This is a genomic window from Nocardioides sp. Z50_6, from assembly GCF_058215755.1.
In genome coordinates, this window is the sequence record NZ_JBZAJB010000008.1 from 113,354 (window position 1) to 129,678 (window position 16,325).

Sequence of the window (16,325 nt, forward strand, 5' to 3'; positions counted from 1 at the left end):
GAGGCGGTTGTTGCGGTTGTTCGTGGTCGTTCCGGTGTCCCTTCGGGGACCCGGATCAGATGTCGTAGTACTGACTTGCTCACCCATGCTGACCTGCGCAAACGTCGAAAATGATGCTCCCTGTGTACCAGATATGTAACACGTCAGCGAGGCACGGGCTGCGGATCGTGCCAGCACGCGGCTGACGAGACGGAACTCGCTCCAAGCACGACGGAACCTGAATGCCTTCTCCGAAGACACCTCGAGCCGGCCGTGCCTTCCCCTGTTGCCGGGTGAGAACTGGGTGCCGTACTTGACCATGATGCGGGTCGGTTCAGTGTCGGTGTGATCTCGTTCGGCTGCTTGGATCCTGCCGTGGCCCGATCCGCGGCCCCCTAAGTGGCCCTGGTGGGGAGGGCCTTGGCGGCGTGTCCTGACAACCTGACCGAGTTCCGAGGCGCGATGCACGCGTGGCACCGACACGGTTCTGGAGGCCCGGAAGGCCCGGAGGTTTTCCCTCCGGGCCCTTTATCGGTGGCGGGACGTCACGCACGAACGTCCATTTGTGGTGCGGTCGCGCGCAGGTTTGAACGCGCCAGGCGCCCGTAACAGCCCTTAACGCTTGACTTTGACGGTCTTCACGGAGGTGCGGGTCGCCTTGGCGTAGCCCGCCTTGCGGCCGGTCACCTTGACGCTGATCCGCTTGCGGGCGTCCTTAACTCCGAGGACGTAGTGCTTTTCGGTGGCGCCGGGGATGGCTTGCCCATCGCGCAGCCAGCGGTACATCCACGTGACATTGCCGGGCTTCCACGACTTCACAGTGGCCTTCAGCGTCTTCCCAACGACAACCTTGCCGACGATCCTGGGCTGCGCGGCGGCCTGTCGACCGGCCCGCACCTTCATGCTCGTGCCGGAGACTGCTGTGCCCTCGACGCCATCAGGGCGGACTCCCGCAACCCGTACGGAGAAAGTTGATCCCCGGTCGGCCGCGGTCAGGGTGTAGGACCTCTTCTCCCCACCGGGGAGGGGTGAACCGTCGCGCATCCACTGGTAGGAGAGGCTGCTGCCGACGGGCCAGGCCCCGACCTGGGCGGTCAGCCTCCTGCCGACCCTGGCCGTTCCGGCGATCGAGGGGACCGGCGGCAGGAAGGCGGGCTCCGCCTGCCCAGGCGTCGGCTGCGTCTGCGCACTGGGAGGCGTGGCCACCGGCTCGGGCGTGGGCTCGGGCGTGGGCTCCGGCTCGGCGAACTGGGGGGTGGCCCTCGGCACGCTCACCCAGTCCTCGCCCACGAGGCGGGCGCCGAGAGCCTTGTTCACGTTGGCGCCGTCAGCGATGAGCCCGTAGTTCGACGTGTCCCAAGGGCCCGGCACCGCGGCGCCGGAGAAGAACCAGTGCATCGCGTCACCGCTGTACTCCTCGACGCCGTCGATGGCGGTGACGTAGCTTCCCTGGTGCTCCACGTCGAGACCCACGGCGCGCAGCGCGTCGACTCGGGTGCCGTCCCGAGTCTCGTCGATCTCGCCGCCGACCAGGCAACGGACCTGGAATCCCTCCTCGGGAATCCCTGCACCCTCGCCGTCGCCGTAGTCGACGACAACGCTGAGTCCCTCGTCCTCCAGGCACCAGCCGGTGCGCCAGTCGGCGGCGTACGCCGGGGTGAACATGCCGCTGAGCGTGCCGGACGCGAGTGCTCCGACGACGGTGAGCGCCAAGGTGCGGCTCTTCATGGGTACTCCAGTTCTGGAGCAGGGGAGGCCGACGTGCGCGGACGTCGGCGACCAACTGCGATCCTCGACAGTGTGGGAATGGTCGCGCGGCACGAAGGCATTCCGACTTCGACGTGGACGGGCCACATCGTCACGGTTGCGGGTCAGCGCCGGATTCGCACCGGCTTCCCCTTCGGACGCAGGCGGCACGCTACGTCACATGTCCGGGTGGAGAGCAACCCGCCTGGCATGAGCTGACTCACTCAGTCGGGCATCGCCCCCCGCGTGGTCCTGTTCCGAAGACCCGTGTGCCACACTCCACGCTGTCACCCTCAGTGACGCATCCCCACCAGAGGAAGCCGGTGCGAATCCGGCGCTGTTGCGCAACCGTGAGCTGGTCTCCAGCGAGTCGGGAACTCCGGGGATGCAGCCGTCACCCGTTGTCGCACAAGCACGGGCTCGGAAGCCGGGGAGCGTCGAGCTCCTGAGGTTGCCGCGTCTGCGTGCACCTCCAGGAAGGCCCCGCCGTGCAGCGTGAACCGTCTGCCAGAACGCCTCGTTCAGTGCTCAGATCGGCCCCGACCCCGGGGCTCGTGGGGCTGCTCGCCGTGGTCGCGGCGACGGTCGCAGTGGCGCCGGCTCATGGTGTCGGTCCGACCCAGCGGGCACTGTGCGACGGGTACGTGCAGGCGTGCGTGATCGACGTCGAGGAACGCGCGGCCGGCGACCAGCAGCTGTTGCAGGTCAGGGGCGCCGGGCACCCGGGGGTGACTCTGGAGCTGCAGTTCTACGTGATCGAGTTCAACTCCCTGGGCGAGGTGACCGGTCTCGTCCCCAGCGGGGAGTCCGTCACCACCGGCACCAAAGCCTCAGGTGCCTCGGGCGAGGGCAGGTTCGACACCGTCAAGCTCGTCCCGCGCACCCTGGATGACGTGCCCGGCGGGTGGGGCTTCGTGGGCCTGGCCGACGACGGCTCGCTGGACCTGAGCACCCGCCTGGGCAAGGTCGTCGAGTTCAGCGGCCGCACGCTCAAGCTGTTGGGCGACGGTTATGCGGAGCAGAAGCCGGTGGACGTGCAGCTGGAGATGCAGGTCCTCGGCAACGTGGTGGGCACGGGCTACTGGGTGGAGTACCTCGACGCGGACGGCACCTGGACCCCGGTCCCCGGTCACGGCTACACCGCGGCGCAACGGCTGCGCAACAGCCCTGGAGAGATCTCGGCCGTGACCTACACCGTGCCGGCCGAGTTGACCCCAGGCCAGGTCCACCGGTTCCGGATCAACCACCACCTCAACTACGCCAGCTCCCCGGACCACCCCGTGGCCCGTCCGGCCTTCGCCGAGTGGAACGTCATCCCCTCCGAGCACGGCGAGGCGAGGGAGCGCGGCAAGCAGCTCGACACCACCAAGCAGCCCGGTCTGCCCGACCCGGACCCGGCCCAGCCGCCCGGGGGCACGGCGCCGCCCAGCGGGGGAGGGGGCGGCCAGCCGGTCCCGGGCGATGAGCCCGAAGACCTGGACGCGACGCTCCCGGTGCCTTCGGCGGCCCCGTCCGCGCCTCCTGCGGCAGGCCCCTCCCCGACCCGGTCGCCCGCGGGCAGCGCTCCCGCGACGCGGGACCCGTCGGCGGTAGCCTCACCGACCGCGCAGCCCGGCGGCGGCCACGCTTCGTCGCCCGGTCCCTCCCCGGCTCCTCCTACGCCTCCTCCCGGGACTCCTTCCGCTGGGGCGAGTCCGGGCGGCTCACCCACCCAGGGCGCTGCCACGGCCCTGTCGTCCAACTCGGCTGCCGACCCGGTGGACCCGCCGGTGTGGGGAGAGGAGGCGTCGAGCGTGGCGGCGCCCAGGGTCGAGGAGGCGAGGCAGTCCGTCCGCTGGCTCCTGGCCCTGCTGCTCGCAGCAGCGCTGGCCGCGCCCGCCGGCTGGCTCCTCACCCGACGAGTGCGCCGCGTCACCTGGGGGACGACGTGGTGAGACGGCAGCTCCTCGCCCCCCTGATGCTGGGAGTCGTCGCGCCCGCTCTCGTCTCCGCCCCAGCCGCTCACGCGGTCGGGCCGGAGACGCGGCGCCTGTGCGGTGACGACCGGGTGCGTTGCTCGGTCCAGGTGCCGACGCGGTGGCTGGACGGGGCGACCCACCAGGTCGGTGTGACCGGGCGTCCCGACAGCACGGTGGAGATGCAGGCGTTCTCGCTGACCCCGGCACGGTCGGCGTCGGGCCTACCCACCTGGACGCCGCTGGGTGCGTCCTTCGAGGTCACCACCGACGACGAGGGCTGGGGGAGCGTCGACGTCCTCCTGCGCGCACCCGTGTCCAGCGATGCCGGGGGGCCGGTCCTCATCGCACCCGTCGAGTCCCGCGGAGCCACGGTCCCCGACGTGCTCGGGGCATGGACGGAGCTGCTCACCGCCACTCCGGAACTGCTCGGTGACGGCTACGGTCGACGCAAGCCCGTGGGGAAGGCCCTCAACCTGGCGCTGGACCACGTGGTGCCCGGCACTTCATGGCGGGTGGAGTACTCCGACGCGGGCACCTGGGTCGTGGCTGCCGAGGCGGACGGCGCGGGGGCGAGCCCCGCCGAGACGACGTGCGACGACACCCGGTGCACGCTGGCCTATGTGGTCCCGCGCGGTCTGCCGGATCGTGAGGTCGAGTTCCGTCTGGTGGACGCGCACTCCGGGGTACCGGTGACGGGCTGGGGGATCAGGTCCGACGCCACCGGACAGTCACGAGCCCGGAGAACGGCCGGGGCCTTCGCCGCGGTCTCGTCGAACGTCCCGGGCGCACTGGCCGCACACATCGGCGAAGACACCTCGGCGGTGGTGCGTCCCCGGTCCCGGAACCTGGACGTCCCGCTGCCGGACGAGGCGGCCGCGGCGAGCGTGGCGTCGGCTCACGACGAGCGTCTGGTGCAGGTCGCCGCTCTCTTCGCGGGACTCACGGCCCTGGTCCTGGCGCTCCTCCCGCTGCGCCGCAGGCGAGCCCGATGAGCCGTCGGGCCGTCCTCGAGGTCGGCGCCCTGGGATGGGTCCTGTGGGCCTGCGTGGCCTGGCTCGCCGTGCAGTCCAGCACCTCCGCCTGGGTCTCCGGGTGCCTGGTCGTGGCCGTGCTGGTGACGGTGGCGATGCAGCGTCCGGCACGTCCGGGCGTCACCACGGCCGCCCTGGGTCCGGGCTCGATCGTGCTCTCCGCCTGGGTGCTGATCACGCTCACCGTGGGGCAGGGCATCGGTGGGGACGTGGTGTGGGTGCTGCCCGAGTGGGTGCCGAGCTCAGGGGCTCCCATGGGTGGGCCCGTCACGTCCGGGCGCCTCCTCGTGGGTGTCGAGCAGGCGATCCGGGCGCTCGCGCAGCTGGCCCTGCTCGGGTTGCTCCTCGCGGCTCTCCCCGGGGAGCGGATGGGGCGTCTGGCTGACGCGGCCCTGGGGTCGCTGGCGGTCTGGGTGCACCCGATCTGCTTCCTGGGTGATGCGCTGGACCGCCGACACCGGGACCGGTCCGAACGAGCCCTCCACGGACTCGGTGCCTTCGACGGGGGGCTGGCGACTCTAGTCCGGCACTGCACGGAGGCCGCAGACACCTGGGGCCGAGCGTGCGGCGTACGTGACTCGGGACTGGTCGTCCGCGTACGGGTGCTCGTGCTGGCGGCTGCCGGAACAGGCGCGGCCGTCCTCGCGATGCAGAGACGGCTGGTCGGAGCCGAGGCGGTCCTGGCCGCGCTGGCGGTTGGTGCCTTCGTCGGGTTGCTGCTGTCGCGGGCCCGACCGGTCTGTGGCGCGCTGCGCGAGGTCATCCCCGGTACCTGTGCGGTCGTCCCGGCTCTCCTGCTGGCGCTGGGGGTGGACGAGGTGCTGATCGCGCTGAGTCTGCTCATCCTTCCGGTCGCGGTGATGGCCGTGCCGGTGCGCCGAGGTTCCGCGCCAGGGTCGGACGAGGTGTACGCATGACGACCCGGCTCGATGAGGTCGCCGTCTGGCTGCCCGGGCGCGGTCTGGCCCTGGGTCCGATCTCGCTGACCCTGCGTGGGCTCACCGTCGTCACCGGCCGGCTCGGCTCCGGCGCTTCGACGCTGCTCAGCGCGCTCGACCACTCGTTGCCGCGCGGCTCGCTGGTGCGGGGGGCCGTCGTCCACGAGGATGCCGGAGGCTCTCGCCGGCGGGGGGTGCCGGTCGTGCAGCGGGTGGGGCCCGTGCCGGACCTCGAGCGGTTGCGGCACCACACCATGCGGGCATGGGAGGACCTGAGGGCGGGCTCCGGACTGCTGCTGCTCCTGGACCAGCCGATGACCCGGGTCGCTCCCGCCGACCGGGCGGCCGGTGCTCGGCTGATCCGCGCCTGCGCCGACGCCGGCGCCGTCGTGGTGTGGGTCGAGCACGACCTCGGGGCCGCCGTCCCCGTCGCCGACCGGGTGGTGGAGCTCCCTCCGGCACCGGGGCGCGGTCGCACGCTGCTTGCGGAGCTGCAGCCGGCGCGCTCGTGGACTCCGCGGACACTGCCGTTGCCCCCTCAGGCTTCCCTGGCCCGTGCCCTCGGCATCGTGCGCTCGGACTGGTGGGAGCTCGACGCGCTGGCGGCCCATCCCGCGGTGAGGGATGCCTTCGCGGCCGGGCCACGGGCGGTGGCACCAAGCCTGGTAGGAGCCGTCCGGCGGGTGCCCTCGGACCGGTCGGGCGTGCCGTTCGAGGTCGACATCGTCGAGGGGGAGACTCTCGGAGTCACCTCCGACTCCGGGGACCTGACCCACGCTCACGAGGTCGCACGCCGGATCGTGGCGCTGCTCGACGGCGAGGCCGGGCCTCGGAGGCCGTTCTCCTGGCCGCGCGACGTCCAGGTGCGGCGGCTCCTCGCACGGTGGTGCGCAGTGCATGGCGGGGCTCCCTCCGCCGCGCTCGAACTGGCTGCCGACCTGGGCGCGGTCGTCGACCCGCGTCGTACGCTCGCCGAGCACTCCAGCGGTGAGCGGCGGGTGATCACGACGAGTCTCCTCCTGACCTCGGGGCGCTCGGAGATTCTGGTCAGTCCCGAGGCCGGTCTCGATCCCTGGGCTCAGCGTCTCCTGACCCGAAGGCTGGGGGACCCCCGCGACGGGCACGGGGGTACGCACACGGTCGTGGTCTCCTCAGACGCCGAGTTCCTGGTCAGGGCCTGTCATCGACTGGTCGTGCTGAGTGCGGACGGTGCAGAGATCGGCCCACCGGTGCTGATGGCCGACCGTCTCCAGCATCCACCGGTCCTGCGACGGGCGGGGGCGCGAGCCCTCACCGTGCGCGACCTCCTGGGGGTGCAGCCGTGAGGGGCTGGCGGGTGGTCGCCCCCGGTACAGGTCCGGTCGCCTCGCTCGTGGCGCTGCTCTGGTTGGCCGGCGGCCTGGTCTGGCTCGGGTGGCCGGTCTGGGACTCCGTGGGCATCCCGCACCGGGACCAGCTGCGGGTCGAAGCCCCGTGGGTCCTTGGTGCGCAGGTGGCCGGACTGGCGCTGGTCGCCGTCTGTGTCTGGCGGGAGTCCGGGCGCCGGACGGAGCCCCTGGCCGCGGTCGTGGCGCTGGTCGCCGGCGACTGTGCGCTTCGGGCCCTGGTCAGCCCTGGATCTGGAGGGGTCGAGGTGGTGCACGCGCTGCCGCTGCTGGCCGGGATCGGGCTCGGTCTGGCACCGGGCGTGCTGACCGGTGCGGGCGCTGCGCTCGTCTCCACGGTGATCGCCTCCACCCCGGCCGAGACCCTCCCAGCCCAGGCAGTGGTCTGGGCGGTGGTCGGAGCGGCCGGTGCCGCCCTGCGGTGGATCCCCACCCTCGCGGCGTGGCTGCTCGCGCTGCCGCTCGCCCTCGCACTCGGCGTGCTCTCTGGAGTGCTGCTCAACCTGATCGGCTGGGCCCAGCAGCCGGGGACCACGGAGCTGCACTTCGCCCCGGGGCTCCCCCCAGGGGAGGTGGTCGCCCGGGTGTGGGCATACACCGCGGAGACGTCGCTGGTCCTCGACCTCGTCCGGGGAGCCACCACCGCGCTCCTGGTGCTGGTCCTCGGCCTTCCCGTGCTCAAAGCGCTGCGCGGTCCGTCACGTGGTGCGCCCGACCTCACCTCCGCTCCGGACCTCGAGCTCGCACGGGCCGTGCGTCGCCGCGAGACCGACCGATCCGCCCGTCTCTGGGCCAGAGTGCCCGACCCCCAGGAGAAGCCATGAACCCGTTGACCCCCGCAGAGCTGGCACGCGCCAACCGGATCGCCACAGCGGTCGAGACCGCCTTCACCTCGAAGGTCGTGGGGCAGAAGAAGCTGCTGCGCAGCCTCCTGGTGACGTTGATGGCCCGCGGGCACGTGCTCATGGAGTCCGTGCCCGGACTGGCCAAGACGCTGTCTGCCTCAGTGCTCTCCTCGGCGGTGGACGCCAGCTTCTCCCGCATCCAGTGCACCCCGGATCTCCTGCCCTCCGACATCATCGGCACCCAGATCTACGACCCGCGCACCGCATCGTTCTCCACGCAGCTCGGACCGGTGCACGCGCACTTCGCGCTGCTCGACGAGATCAACCGCTCGTCGGCGAAGACGCAGTCGGCGATGCTCGAGGCGATGCAGGAGCGGCAGACCACGATCGGCGGAACCACCTACCGGCTCCCGGACCCGTTCCTCGTCCTCGCCACCCAGAACCCCATCGACGAGGAGGGTACCTACGTCCTTCCCCAGGCACAGATGGACCGCTTCCTGCTCAAGGAGGTGCTCGACTACCCGCACCCGAACGACGAGATCGACGTGCTCCAGCGCGTCGCCGACGGCAGTCTGCGCGACACCCGGGTGGAACCCGTCGCCTCCCTTGACGACGTGCTCTTCCTCCAGTCCGTGGCCGCGCGCGTGCACGTCCACGAGACCGTGCTGCGCTACATCGTCGAGATCGTCAACGTGACCCGTCGGCCCCAGGCCTACCTGCCCGCGGAGACCGCCCGCTGGATCGAGAACGGCGCCAGCCCGCGCGGTGCGATCGCGTTCCTCCAGGCGGCCCGGGGCATGGCCGTGCTGGCCGGTCGGGACCACGTGCTGCCCGAGGATGTGGTGCAGCTTCGTCACCCGGTGCTGCGTCATCGGCTGATGCTCACCTTCGAGGCGACGGCGGCCCGGATCAGCCCCGACGAGGTCGTCGACGCCGTCTTCGCCGCCGTCCCGACTCCCTGAGGGGCTGACGAAGAATGGCACTACTGACCCGCATTCGGACCAGGGCCGAGCTCGTGGCCCGGCGCCGCGTGCGCAACCTCCTGGACGGCCGGCACGCCTCCACCATGCACGGGCGGAGCCTCGACTTCGCCGATCTGCGTGCCTACGTGAACGGCGACGACGTGGCCGACGTCGACTGGAAAGCGACCGCCCGACATGGCGATCTGCTGGTCCGACGCCACGTGGCTGAACGCAAGGCGACGGTGCTCCTGGTCGTCGACACCGGGCGTGAGCTGAGCGCGGCCTGCTCCTGGGACCCGAGTGGTGAGGGGGTCGCTGACCTGAAGAGCGATGTGGCGATCACCGCCGCGGGCCTGATCGGGTGGATCGCGCAGCGCGCGGGAGACCACGTGGGCCTGGTCCACTCCGGCGAGCACGGCCCCGTCGCGACCCGCCCCGGGACCCGCGAGGTTCAGCTCGAGCGGATGCTGCAGGCGGTCCTCGGCGCCTGCCGGCCCGAGTCGCCGGAACAGCGGACCCTCGACCTGCTCGACCACGCGGCCCATGCCGTGCGTCGTCGCACGCTGATGGTGCTGGTGCTCGGCGACGTGGACGTCGCGCCCAGCCTCGAGCGCCGCCTGGCCAGGCTTGCGGCTCAGCACGAGCTCGTCGTGCTGACGATCGCCGACGTCGACCCCACGGAACCGCTGGGTCAGGGCCGGGAGGTCGTCGACGTACGTGGCCGCCGGGCTGTTCCCGCCTTCGTGGCTGAGCATCCGGCCCTCGTGGGGGAGCTGCAGGCGCTGGACGCAGACCGGGCGCGACGCCGTGACAACGCGTTGCGCCGACTCGGGATCGCCCACGTCCATCTCGGGCGGCACGAGCGAGCCGTGGGCGACCTGCTGACCCTGATGGAGAGGAGACGACGTGTTCGCTGACGCCCGGCAGATCAACCCGCCGGAGACGTACTCGCCGTGGCTCTGGGTCGTGGCCACGCTGACCGGGCTCGCCGCGATGGCCGTCGCCCTGGTCGCGCGCCGCGTGCTGGCCGGTCCCGACGCCACCGAGCGGGTCGACGTCGAGTCCCTGCGCGCCGCCGCGCTGCGACGCATCGACGCGATCGCGTCCGCGACGGCTCCCGGCGACCGGGCAGAGGCCATGGCCGCCGCCGAGATCGGCCTGGAGGTTCGCCGCTTCCTGGGGACCGTGACCCAGACCGATCTGGACTACACCACCTCCGGCCAGTGGGAGCGTGCCGCGGAGCGTGACCCGCGACTGCGGCAGGCGGTCGACTTCCTCCGCCGACTGAGCAACGGTCTCTTCTCACCAGCCGGTCGCCCCGTGCTCCAGGACGTGCGACGCCAAGCCAGGACGGTGGTGTCCGGATGGCAGTGATCCAGTGGTGGGTCGGGCTGACCGTCCTGGGGGTTGCTCTGTGCGTGGGCGCTCTCACCTGGTTCCTCCGGGCGAGGAGGACGCCGCAGGATGCGGTGTGGGCCGCCGGGACGCAGCGGCTGCGAGGGCTGCCGTCGTGGGCGGCGGTGCTCCGCGCCGAGACCCTCCGCCGTCGGCTGGAGGTCGTTGGAGCGGTGGTGGCGTTGACCGGCATCGCGCTCCTGGGGTCACGTGTGGTCGGGGTCGGCGACGACGCCGAGGAGCTTCGGCACCGGGACGTGGTGCTGTGCATGGACGTCTCGGGTTCCATGGCCGCGCTGGTGGGCGACGTCCTCGACACCTACGTGCGCTTGGCCGAGGGGCTGACCGAGGAGCGCATCGGATTCGTCATGTTCGACGCCAACGCTGTCACCGCGTTCGCGCTCACCGATGACCACGACGAGGTGGTCGTGCGACTGATGGCGGCCAAGGCCGAGCTCGAGAGTGGCGAACCGGTGGCGGGAACGAGCGCGCCCAGCTCGGGTTCGTCCCTGGTCGGTGACGGCCTGGCGAGCTGCGTCCAGCACTTCGACCAGCCTGAGGTCGAGCGGGCCCGCACCCTGGTGCTGGCCACCGACAACCTCGTCTCCGGCGACTCGATCTACTCCCTCACGCAGGCGACCGACCTGGCCGTCGACCGTGACGTGATGGTGTTCGGGATCGCACCGTCGGGGAACCAGCCGCACGCCACCACCGAATTGCGGGTCCAGGCGGCGCGCACGCACGGCGACATCCTGGTGCTCAGACCGGGGCAGGAGACCAATGTGGTGGTGATCTCCCAGGCGATCAGGTCGCAGGAGAAGACCGCGTTGCTTGCCACGGCCCAGGACCGCAGCTTCGACGTCGTCGGTCCTGGTGCGGTGCTGGCACTGCTCGGTCTCGGGGTCAGCGCCCTCGGCGGATCGAGGCGTCCATGATCTGGCGCCCGGAATGGTGGCTCGTCGCCCTCAGCCTCACCGCCTTCGTCGTCTTCTTCGTCGTAGGAGCGCGCCAGTGGCACCGGGCCCGGCCACCGCAGCGTGTGGGTCACGGGCTGCGGGTGGTCGTCACCGCGTTGCTGGTCGTGGTCTCGCTGCGTCCCTCGGGGGAGCACGACGTCGAAACCCCCGTGGTCAACGCGGTCGACCTCGTGGTGATGCTGGACCGCACGGCCTCCATGGGAGCGCTCGACCACGACGGCACCCGCTCACGCATGGAGGGGGCGGGCGAGGACCTCGCCGAGATCGTCGCGGGAGCCGCCGGAGCTCGGGTGAGCGTGCTCGTCTTCGACGACACAGCCAGGCTGCTGGTGCCCGCCACGACCGACGTCGCGCACGTGGTCACCACGCTGCGCACCGTCGGCTGGCGTCCGTCGGCCAAGGCGACCGGTTCCGACATCTCCGAAGGCGTCGGGCTGGCCCGCACGACCCTGGAGTCGCTGGCTGCGAGTCGCCCGGGGAACAGGCGCGTGCTCGTCTACGCAGGTGACGGCGAGCAGACCCAGCGGACCGACAGGGCCTCCTTCGGTTCCCTGGCCGAGTTCCTCGATGAGGCCTGGATCCTCGGCTACGGGTCGGCTGCGGGCGGCGTGATGCCGGTGGCCCCGGACGACGCGACCCTGGTCACCCGCGACGGCGTGGAGCAGCGCTCCGTGATCGACATCCCCACCCTGCGAGGGATCGCGGACGAGCTGGCCGGCACGTTGCTCCACCGCACGGCCCCGGGGGATCTTCCACAGATCGCCCGGCCCTCCGTGACCAACGTCCGCGAGGTCGTGCCGGGGGCGGAGTACTACTGGGTCGTCTCCCTGACGGCCGTGCCCTTCCTCCTGATGCTCCTGGCAGTGGGAGTGCGCCGGTGGCGCGAGGTCCATGACGAGTCCGGGAAGAATGACCGATGAAGCTGCTGCCCGCCCTGCCCCGTGCCCGCGGTACCCGCACGCGCCGTTCGCCCGACGCTGACGGGATCCTGCTCGATCCGGTGCGGGCCCGGTCACGCCGCCGCGTAAAGGTCGCCGCAACCGTGGGGACCGCCGTCCTGGTCGTCGTTCCGTTGTACCTGTTCGCGGTGGGAGTCTCCGCACTGCTGGGGGAGCGCGCCTGGCAGGCCGGTCATGCCGAGGCCGCAGCGCGGTGGTTCGCCCGAGCCGACAGGGTAGATGTCATCGAACGGTGGAAGGCGCCCTACGGGCGGGGGGTGGCTGCCTTCTCGCAGGGGGACTGGCTGGAGTCGGCCGAGCTGTTCGAGCGCGCTCAGGCCACCGTGCCCGAGGGGAGCCTGTGCCGGGTCGTGCTCAACCGTGCGCTGGCTCTTGAGACCCTCGGTGACGAGCTGGACGAACGCGACGATCCCGCGGGTGCGCGCTCGCGCTGGACCGAAGCCCAGACAGTGCTGTCCGAGGCCGACGGGTGCTCGGCCGGCGGTGGCGGGGGCGAGAGTGACAAGGGCGACCCCGCGGACTCCTCGTCCGAGGACGAGACCCAGGAGCCGGAGAAGGGCAAGGACGGAGAAGAGGGTGAGGGAACACCCGACCCCGGCCGGGAACCAGGGGAGGGGCACGGGGGTGCCGCCGAGGGCGACTCGTCCACGGACGGGTCGGGCTCGGACCCGGCGAGGGGTCAGGGCGCGTCAGAAGATCCGACGGAGGGCTCAGGCGTGCCCTCCGAGCAGGAGCGACTGGCGTCCGCGGCGACCCGGCTCCAGGAGAAGGTGTCGGGCAACCCCGGGGGCGGGAAGGGCCCGGCGCAGGAGCCCTCCGCGGCGCAGAAGGCCGCTGAGCTGGCGGAACGCGGCAGGGGCGCTGCCCGCACCCGCTCGGCGATCCAGGACGGCGCTGGTCCCGTCGGTCAGCCCGAGCCGGGCGTCCCGACCTGGTGACCCCGGGTGCAACGCCTGCCCCGGCGTCGTCCAGGGGATGGCGCGCGTCGGGTGAGCAGGCTTGTCATCGAACACCAGACACGCTCGTTGCCGAGGACCACCTGCACAAGGTGTTCACGAGTCTGGGCATCACCTCTCGGATGCCGCTTCGGGCGGCGTGTAGCAAGGGCGAGGCGCCAGTGGTCCAATGCTTGGCGAAGCGCCTAGGGGAGCCCTGCTTCGTACGCGGCGATCACGAGATGGACCCGGTCGCGAGCGCCCATCTTCGCGAGAATGCGGCCCACGTGAGTCTTGGCGGTCAGCGGGCTGACGACCAGTTCGTCCGCGATCTCCTGGTTGCTTCGGCCCGCGGCGACCAGCCGGAGCACCTCGCGTTCGCGCGTCGTCAGGCTGGCCAGCCGCTCGGGCGCCGGCGCGTCCGGGCGACTCAGCGCACGGGTGATGACCGCCCTGGTCGCGCCGGGCGACAGCAGCGCCTCGCCCGCGGCGACGGTGCGGACGGCGTCCAGCAGCGCGTCTGGACGGGTGTCCTTCGGCAGGAATCCACATGCCCCCGCGCGAAGGCCGCGCAGTACGTTGGTGTCTGTCTCGAAGGTGGTCAGGATCAGCACCTTGCTGCCGCTCGATCCATCGTCAGCGAAGATCTGCCGGGTCGCCTCGATGCCGTCGGTGCTCGGCATCCTGATGTCCATCAAGACGACGTCGGGGCGCAGGTCCAGGGTCAGCGTCACCGCCTCGTCGCCGGTGCCGGCGACCTCTACAGGGGCGCTTGGAGTGGGGGAGTGCACCCTCCCGATGCTGGCTGTTCGGATGAGGTGGTGACGGCCAGCCCTTCGGTTGTAGGGCAGCAGGACCAAGCTCCTGCAGTGGACGCTACGACACAGGGCGCCTCAGCCAAGCGCTGCGCCTACAGCGACCGCCCTGGGCGGCACCGGGATGGTGCGTTGCTGTCTCGCGGATTGCGTGCCTCGCTCAGGGCTGGCCCGACGGTTGTCGCGTTCGTCGAATTCGGCCGGCTGTTCTGGGCAGGGGTAGGGCGGTAGGTGGACGCAGCGGTTGAGGCCGCGTGCGCCGCCATGACGAGCGCGGCACTGGCGTTCCTCAGCGCTTCGGCTGCTGGAGGGGGGAGCGGGACGGTTCGCTGGGCCAGTATGTCGGCGGGGGAGACCCAGACTGTGTCGCCTGTAGGGGCCGGTGCAGCGAGACCGTTCTCGACGTCGTTGTGGGCTCGGATTGACAGTGCGCGTGCGGGGCCGGTGAGGTCTGGGGCATAGGCCTTCTCGGCGGTGACGTGGGCGAGGTCTTCGCTGATCTGCATGGCGTTGCTGATGGTTCTTATGACGGGAGACGTTGTCGGCCCAGCGCAGACCTGGGAGGGGGGCGCGGAGGGTGCGTCGCGTGTGAGTTCCACGTAGGCAGCCCGCAGCTCACTGGCCGCTCGACGGAGGGCCGGGTCTGGTGTACTTCCGGCGCTGGTCAGGTCTTGCCATCGGCTCGCGACGTGGTTCCAGGATCGACCCGCTGAGGTGAGGGCGGTCGTGACCCTCGACGCCGCCTCAGGTGCCCCGAGTGGTTGGCAGGGCTTGAGTGCGATGAGCGTGGCTGCGTGGATGAGGCCCTCGGTCCGGGTGACCAGGAGGAGGTTCGCGGGGACTGTCGCTGATGCGAGGGCGCGGTGTGCCTGGATGTCCCAGACGGCTAGCGCGCTGCGGAGCCGGGTGTCGTCGTGTCGGGGTGTGGAGGACTCTCCAGTTAACGCCTGGGTGAGGCGGCCCTCGAAGTAGGTGTGTGCCGTGTTCTCGCAGGCTTGCATTCGGTCGACCCAGGTCGCGGTGGGCCTGATGGCGTAGGGGGAGTGGGTGAGGGAGAGCGGCATCGGGCGTCCCACTGTCACCGCGTCGTTGTATCGGTCTCGGCCGTGCGCGTGCAGTGCGACCACGACGGCGTGGGCGGTGAGGTAGAGCCCGTGCATGATCCGCGTGCGTGCCGCCTCGAGGTCGCGGTGTGGGCGTGACTGCTCGTGGGCGATCTCGTGTCCGTAGGTGCGGACGAGCGCGGCGGCGTGGGACAGGTCGTCGGTGATCTGGGCCAGGGTTGAGTCGGACGGTCCGGGGCCTGGCCACTTTGAGGATGCCAAGCTGAGCTGGATGCTGGCGGAGGTCGCGGCGAGTCGCTGCATGGGGTGGTCTCGCGCGTCGACGCCCGGGCGGCGTCCGGGGAGACTCATCCAAAGGTCGTGCCCTGCTGCGACGACGCCGGGCCAACTGCGCAGCATGAGGGCGGCATGGTCGCCCGAGATGTCGAGCAGTCGCTGACGCGCCAGGTGGTCGACGTCGCGGAGGAGCTCACCGACGCTGCGGAGGTCGCGGGTCGTGGAGGACGCGACAGCATCGTCGAAGAGGGTCTCCTCGAGGCGGGCGAACCCCAGCGGATCACTGGAGGCCATGGGTTCGCGCCTCTGCGACCAGGTTCGTGACCTCGGCGACCAGCGACTCGATGTCGCACGCCATGTGATCACGGGCGATCTCTTGAAGGGTCTGCTGCGCTTCGGTGAGGAGCTGGAGCGATTCTGGCCGCGGTGCACCTGGTTGGGGTGCGTGGGGGATGAACGAGGTCTTATAGGGGGTCTGCACCTGCGCTAAGTGCACGCCCAAGGCAAGTGAATGGAGCGGGGAGTCGGGTCCCTCTTGGTCCGCGCGTTCCCATAGATGAGCCGCCGCGGAGTGGAGCATCTGCGCCACGTGCGTAAGGCGAACGCTGAGTTGGCTGACGTCCTTTTCAACCATGGGGAACCCTTCGGAGGAGATGCGGGTGGTACATGGCAGGCCATGGGTGACTGTCCGGCGCCCGGCGCGGATCTCGCTTGTGGATAACTGACGCCGACGTGGGTCGGTGGATGAGACTGAGGTGTCCACTTAGGTCCGCGCCTGCGCGTCGGCGATCACATCTCCAGCTGCGGTGCGTCCCTAGGGACCCGGAGGAGGTCATCTCGTGCGTCGAGTGCCGTCGGTGGTTCTGTGCTTCCTGGTGCGTTGGCCCCCCCGGGTGGTCTCGGTCGTGGCGGGGGTGGTGGTCCTGGCCCTGTTGCCGGGGGATTGGGTAACGCTCGGCGCGGTCGCTACGGGGACGGTCCTGTGAATCGCACTGGGTTGGTTGGAGGCTCCATCGTTTGGAAACGAGGATGGATTCATGCCGAAGGACACCACCCCGGG

General features: G+C 71.1%; 15 protein-coding genes and 1 riboswitch. Of the genes, 11 read left to right on the top strand and 4 right to left on the bottom strand.

Going from position 1 to position 16,325, the window contains the following annotated elements; all coding sequences use genetic code 11:
- Positions 1-594 precede the first annotated feature (594 nt).
- Positions 595-1,692 carry a hypothetical protein gene (locus AC4BGE_RS16795; RefSeq protein ID WP_490576004.1) on the bottom strand — a complete coding sequence of 366 codons (1,098 nt, stop codon included), beginning with the start codon at positions 1,690-1,692 and terminating at the stop codon, positions 595-597.
- Between the two features lie 90 nt (positions 1,693-1,782).
- A riboswitch (cobalamin riboswitch) is annotated at positions 1,783-1,925 on the bottom strand.
- A 324-nt stretch (positions 1,926-2,249) separates the two neighbouring features.
- On the opposite strand from AC4BGE_RS16795, the gene AC4BGE_RS16800 reads away from it, so the two are divergent.
- The 11 genes from AC4BGE_RS16800 to AC4BGE_RS16850 are packed head-to-tail and all read left to right on the top strand — an operon-like array spanning position 2,250 to position 13,113.
- Positions 2,250-3,659 carry a hypothetical protein gene (locus tag AC4BGE_RS16800; protein WP_490576005.1) on the top strand — a complete coding sequence of 470 codons (1,410 nt, stop codon included), beginning with the start codon at positions 2,250-2,252 and terminating at the stop codon, positions 3,657-3,659.
- Positions 3,656-4,675, top strand: a complete 1,020-nt coding sequence (locus tag AC4BGE_RS16805; protein ID WP_490576006.1) for a hypothetical protein — start codon at positions 3,656-3,658, stop codon at positions 4,673-4,675. Before AC4BGE_RS16800 ends, AC4BGE_RS16805 begins: the two co-directional genes overlap by 4 nt.
- Positions 4,672-5,631, top strand: coding sequence for a hypothetical protein (locus tag AC4BGE_RS16810; RefSeq protein WP_490576007.1), 960 nt, complete (start codon positions 4,672-4,674; stop codon positions 5,629-5,631). The genes AC4BGE_RS16805 and AC4BGE_RS16810 overlap by 4 nt, the downstream gene beginning before the upstream one ends.
- Positions 5,628-6,977, top strand: a complete 1,350-nt coding sequence (locus tag AC4BGE_RS16815) for an ATP-binding cassette domain-containing protein (RefSeq protein WP_490576008.1) — start codon at positions 5,628-5,630, stop codon at positions 6,975-6,977. The genes AC4BGE_RS16810 and AC4BGE_RS16815 overlap by 4 nt, the downstream gene beginning before the upstream one ends.
- Positions 6,974-7,861, top strand: a complete 888-nt coding sequence (locus tag AC4BGE_RS16820; RefSeq protein ID WP_490576009.1) for a hypothetical protein — start codon at positions 6,974-6,976, stop codon at positions 7,859-7,861. Before AC4BGE_RS16815 ends, AC4BGE_RS16820 begins: the two co-directional genes overlap by 4 nt.
- Positions 7,858-8,844, top strand: coding sequence for an AAA family ATPase (locus tag AC4BGE_RS16825; protein ID WP_490576010.1), 987 nt, complete (start codon positions 7,858-7,860; stop codon positions 8,842-8,844). Before AC4BGE_RS16820 ends, AC4BGE_RS16825 begins: the two co-directional genes overlap by 4 nt.
- A 14-nt stretch (positions 8,845-8,858) precedes the next feature.
- Positions 8,859-9,761, top strand: a complete 903-nt coding sequence (locus AC4BGE_RS16830) for a DUF58 domain-containing protein (protein WP_490576011.1) — start codon at positions 8,859-8,861, stop codon at positions 9,759-9,761.
- Positions 9,751-10,218 (top strand): hypothetical protein, encoded by a 468-nt coding sequence (locus tag AC4BGE_RS16835; RefSeq protein ID WP_490576012.1) that lies wholly within the window; start codon positions 9,751-9,753, stop codon positions 10,216-10,218. The genes AC4BGE_RS16830 and AC4BGE_RS16835 overlap by 11 nt, the downstream gene beginning before the upstream one ends.
- Complete coding sequence (locus AC4BGE_RS16840; protein WP_490576013.1) at positions 10,209-11,174, top strand: VWA domain-containing protein; 966 nt, start codon at positions 10,209-10,211, stop codon at positions 11,172-11,174. The genes AC4BGE_RS16835 and AC4BGE_RS16840 overlap by 10 nt, the downstream gene beginning before the upstream one ends.
- Positions 11,171-12,136 (top strand): vWA domain-containing protein, encoded by a 966-nt coding sequence (locus AC4BGE_RS16845; protein ID WP_490576014.1) that lies wholly within the window; start codon positions 11,171-11,173, stop codon positions 12,134-12,136. Before AC4BGE_RS16840 ends, AC4BGE_RS16845 begins: the two co-directional genes overlap by 4 nt.
- The gene (locus tag AC4BGE_RS16850) at positions 12,133-13,113 is read left to right on the top strand and encodes a hypothetical protein (RefSeq protein ID WP_490576015.1); all 981 of its coding nucleotides are present in this window, start codon (positions 12,133-12,135) and stop codon (positions 13,111-13,113) included. Before AC4BGE_RS16845 ends, AC4BGE_RS16850 begins: the two co-directional genes overlap by 4 nt.
- 203 nt (positions 13,114-13,316) lie before the next feature.
- Here the strand turns inward: AC4BGE_RS16850 and AC4BGE_RS16855 are convergent, their stop codons facing one another.
- The 3 genes from AC4BGE_RS16855 to AC4BGE_RS16865 form a co-directional block, all read right to left on the bottom strand.
- Positions 13,317-13,901 carry a LuxR C-terminal-related transcriptional regulator gene (locus tag AC4BGE_RS16855; protein WP_490576016.1) on the bottom strand — a complete coding sequence of 195 codons (585 nt, stop codon included), beginning with the start codon at positions 13,899-13,901 and terminating at the stop codon, positions 13,317-13,319.
- Between the two features lie 119 nt (positions 13,902-14,020).
- Positions 14,021-15,559 carry a hypothetical protein gene (locus tag AC4BGE_RS16860; RefSeq protein WP_490576017.1) on the bottom strand — a complete coding sequence of 513 codons (1,539 nt, stop codon included), beginning with the start codon at positions 15,557-15,559 and terminating at the stop codon, positions 14,021-14,023.
- A complete protein-coding gene (locus AC4BGE_RS16865; RefSeq protein WP_490576018.1) occupies positions 15,546-15,899 on the bottom strand; it encodes a hypothetical protein in 354 nt (117 codons plus the stop codon). The genes AC4BGE_RS16860 and AC4BGE_RS16865 overlap by 14 nt, the downstream gene beginning before the upstream one ends.
- Positions 15,900-16,325 lie beyond the last annotated feature (426 nt).

Coding starts and splice junctions, on each gene's coding strand:
- AC4BGE_RS16830 (WP_490576011.1), top strand. CDS start 8,859: ATGGCACTACTGACCCGCATTCGGACCAGGGCCGAGCTCGTGGCCCGG.
- AC4BGE_RS16860 (WP_490576017.1), bottom strand. CDS start 15,559: ATGGCCTCCAGTGATCCGCTGGGGTTCGCCCGCCTCGAGGAGACCCTC.
- AC4BGE_RS16810 (WP_490576007.1), top strand. CDS start 4,672: ATGAGCCGTCGGGCCGTCCTCGAGGTCGGCGCCCTGGGATGGGTCCTG.
- AC4BGE_RS16825 (WP_490576010.1), top strand. CDS start 7,858: ATGAACCCGTTGACCCCCGCAGAGCTGGCACGCGCCAACCGGATCGCC.
- AC4BGE_RS16865 (WP_490576018.1), bottom strand. CDS start 15,899: ATGGTTGAAAAGGACGTCAGCCAACTCAGCGTTCGCCTTACGCACGTG.
- AC4BGE_RS16840 (WP_490576013.1), top strand. CDS start 10,209: ATGGCAGTGATCCAGTGGTGGGTCGGGCTGACCGTCCTGGGGGTTGCT.
- AC4BGE_RS16815 (WP_490576008.1), top strand. CDS start 5,628: ATGACGACCCGGCTCGATGAGGTCGCCGTCTGGCTGCCCGGGCGCGGT.
- AC4BGE_RS16850 (WP_490576015.1), top strand. CDS start 12,133: ATGAAGCTGCTGCCCGCCCTGCCCCGTGCCCGCGGTACCCGCACGCGC.
- AC4BGE_RS16845 (WP_490576014.1), top strand. CDS start 11,171: ATGATCTGGCGCCCGGAATGGTGGCTCGTCGCCCTCAGCCTCACCGCC.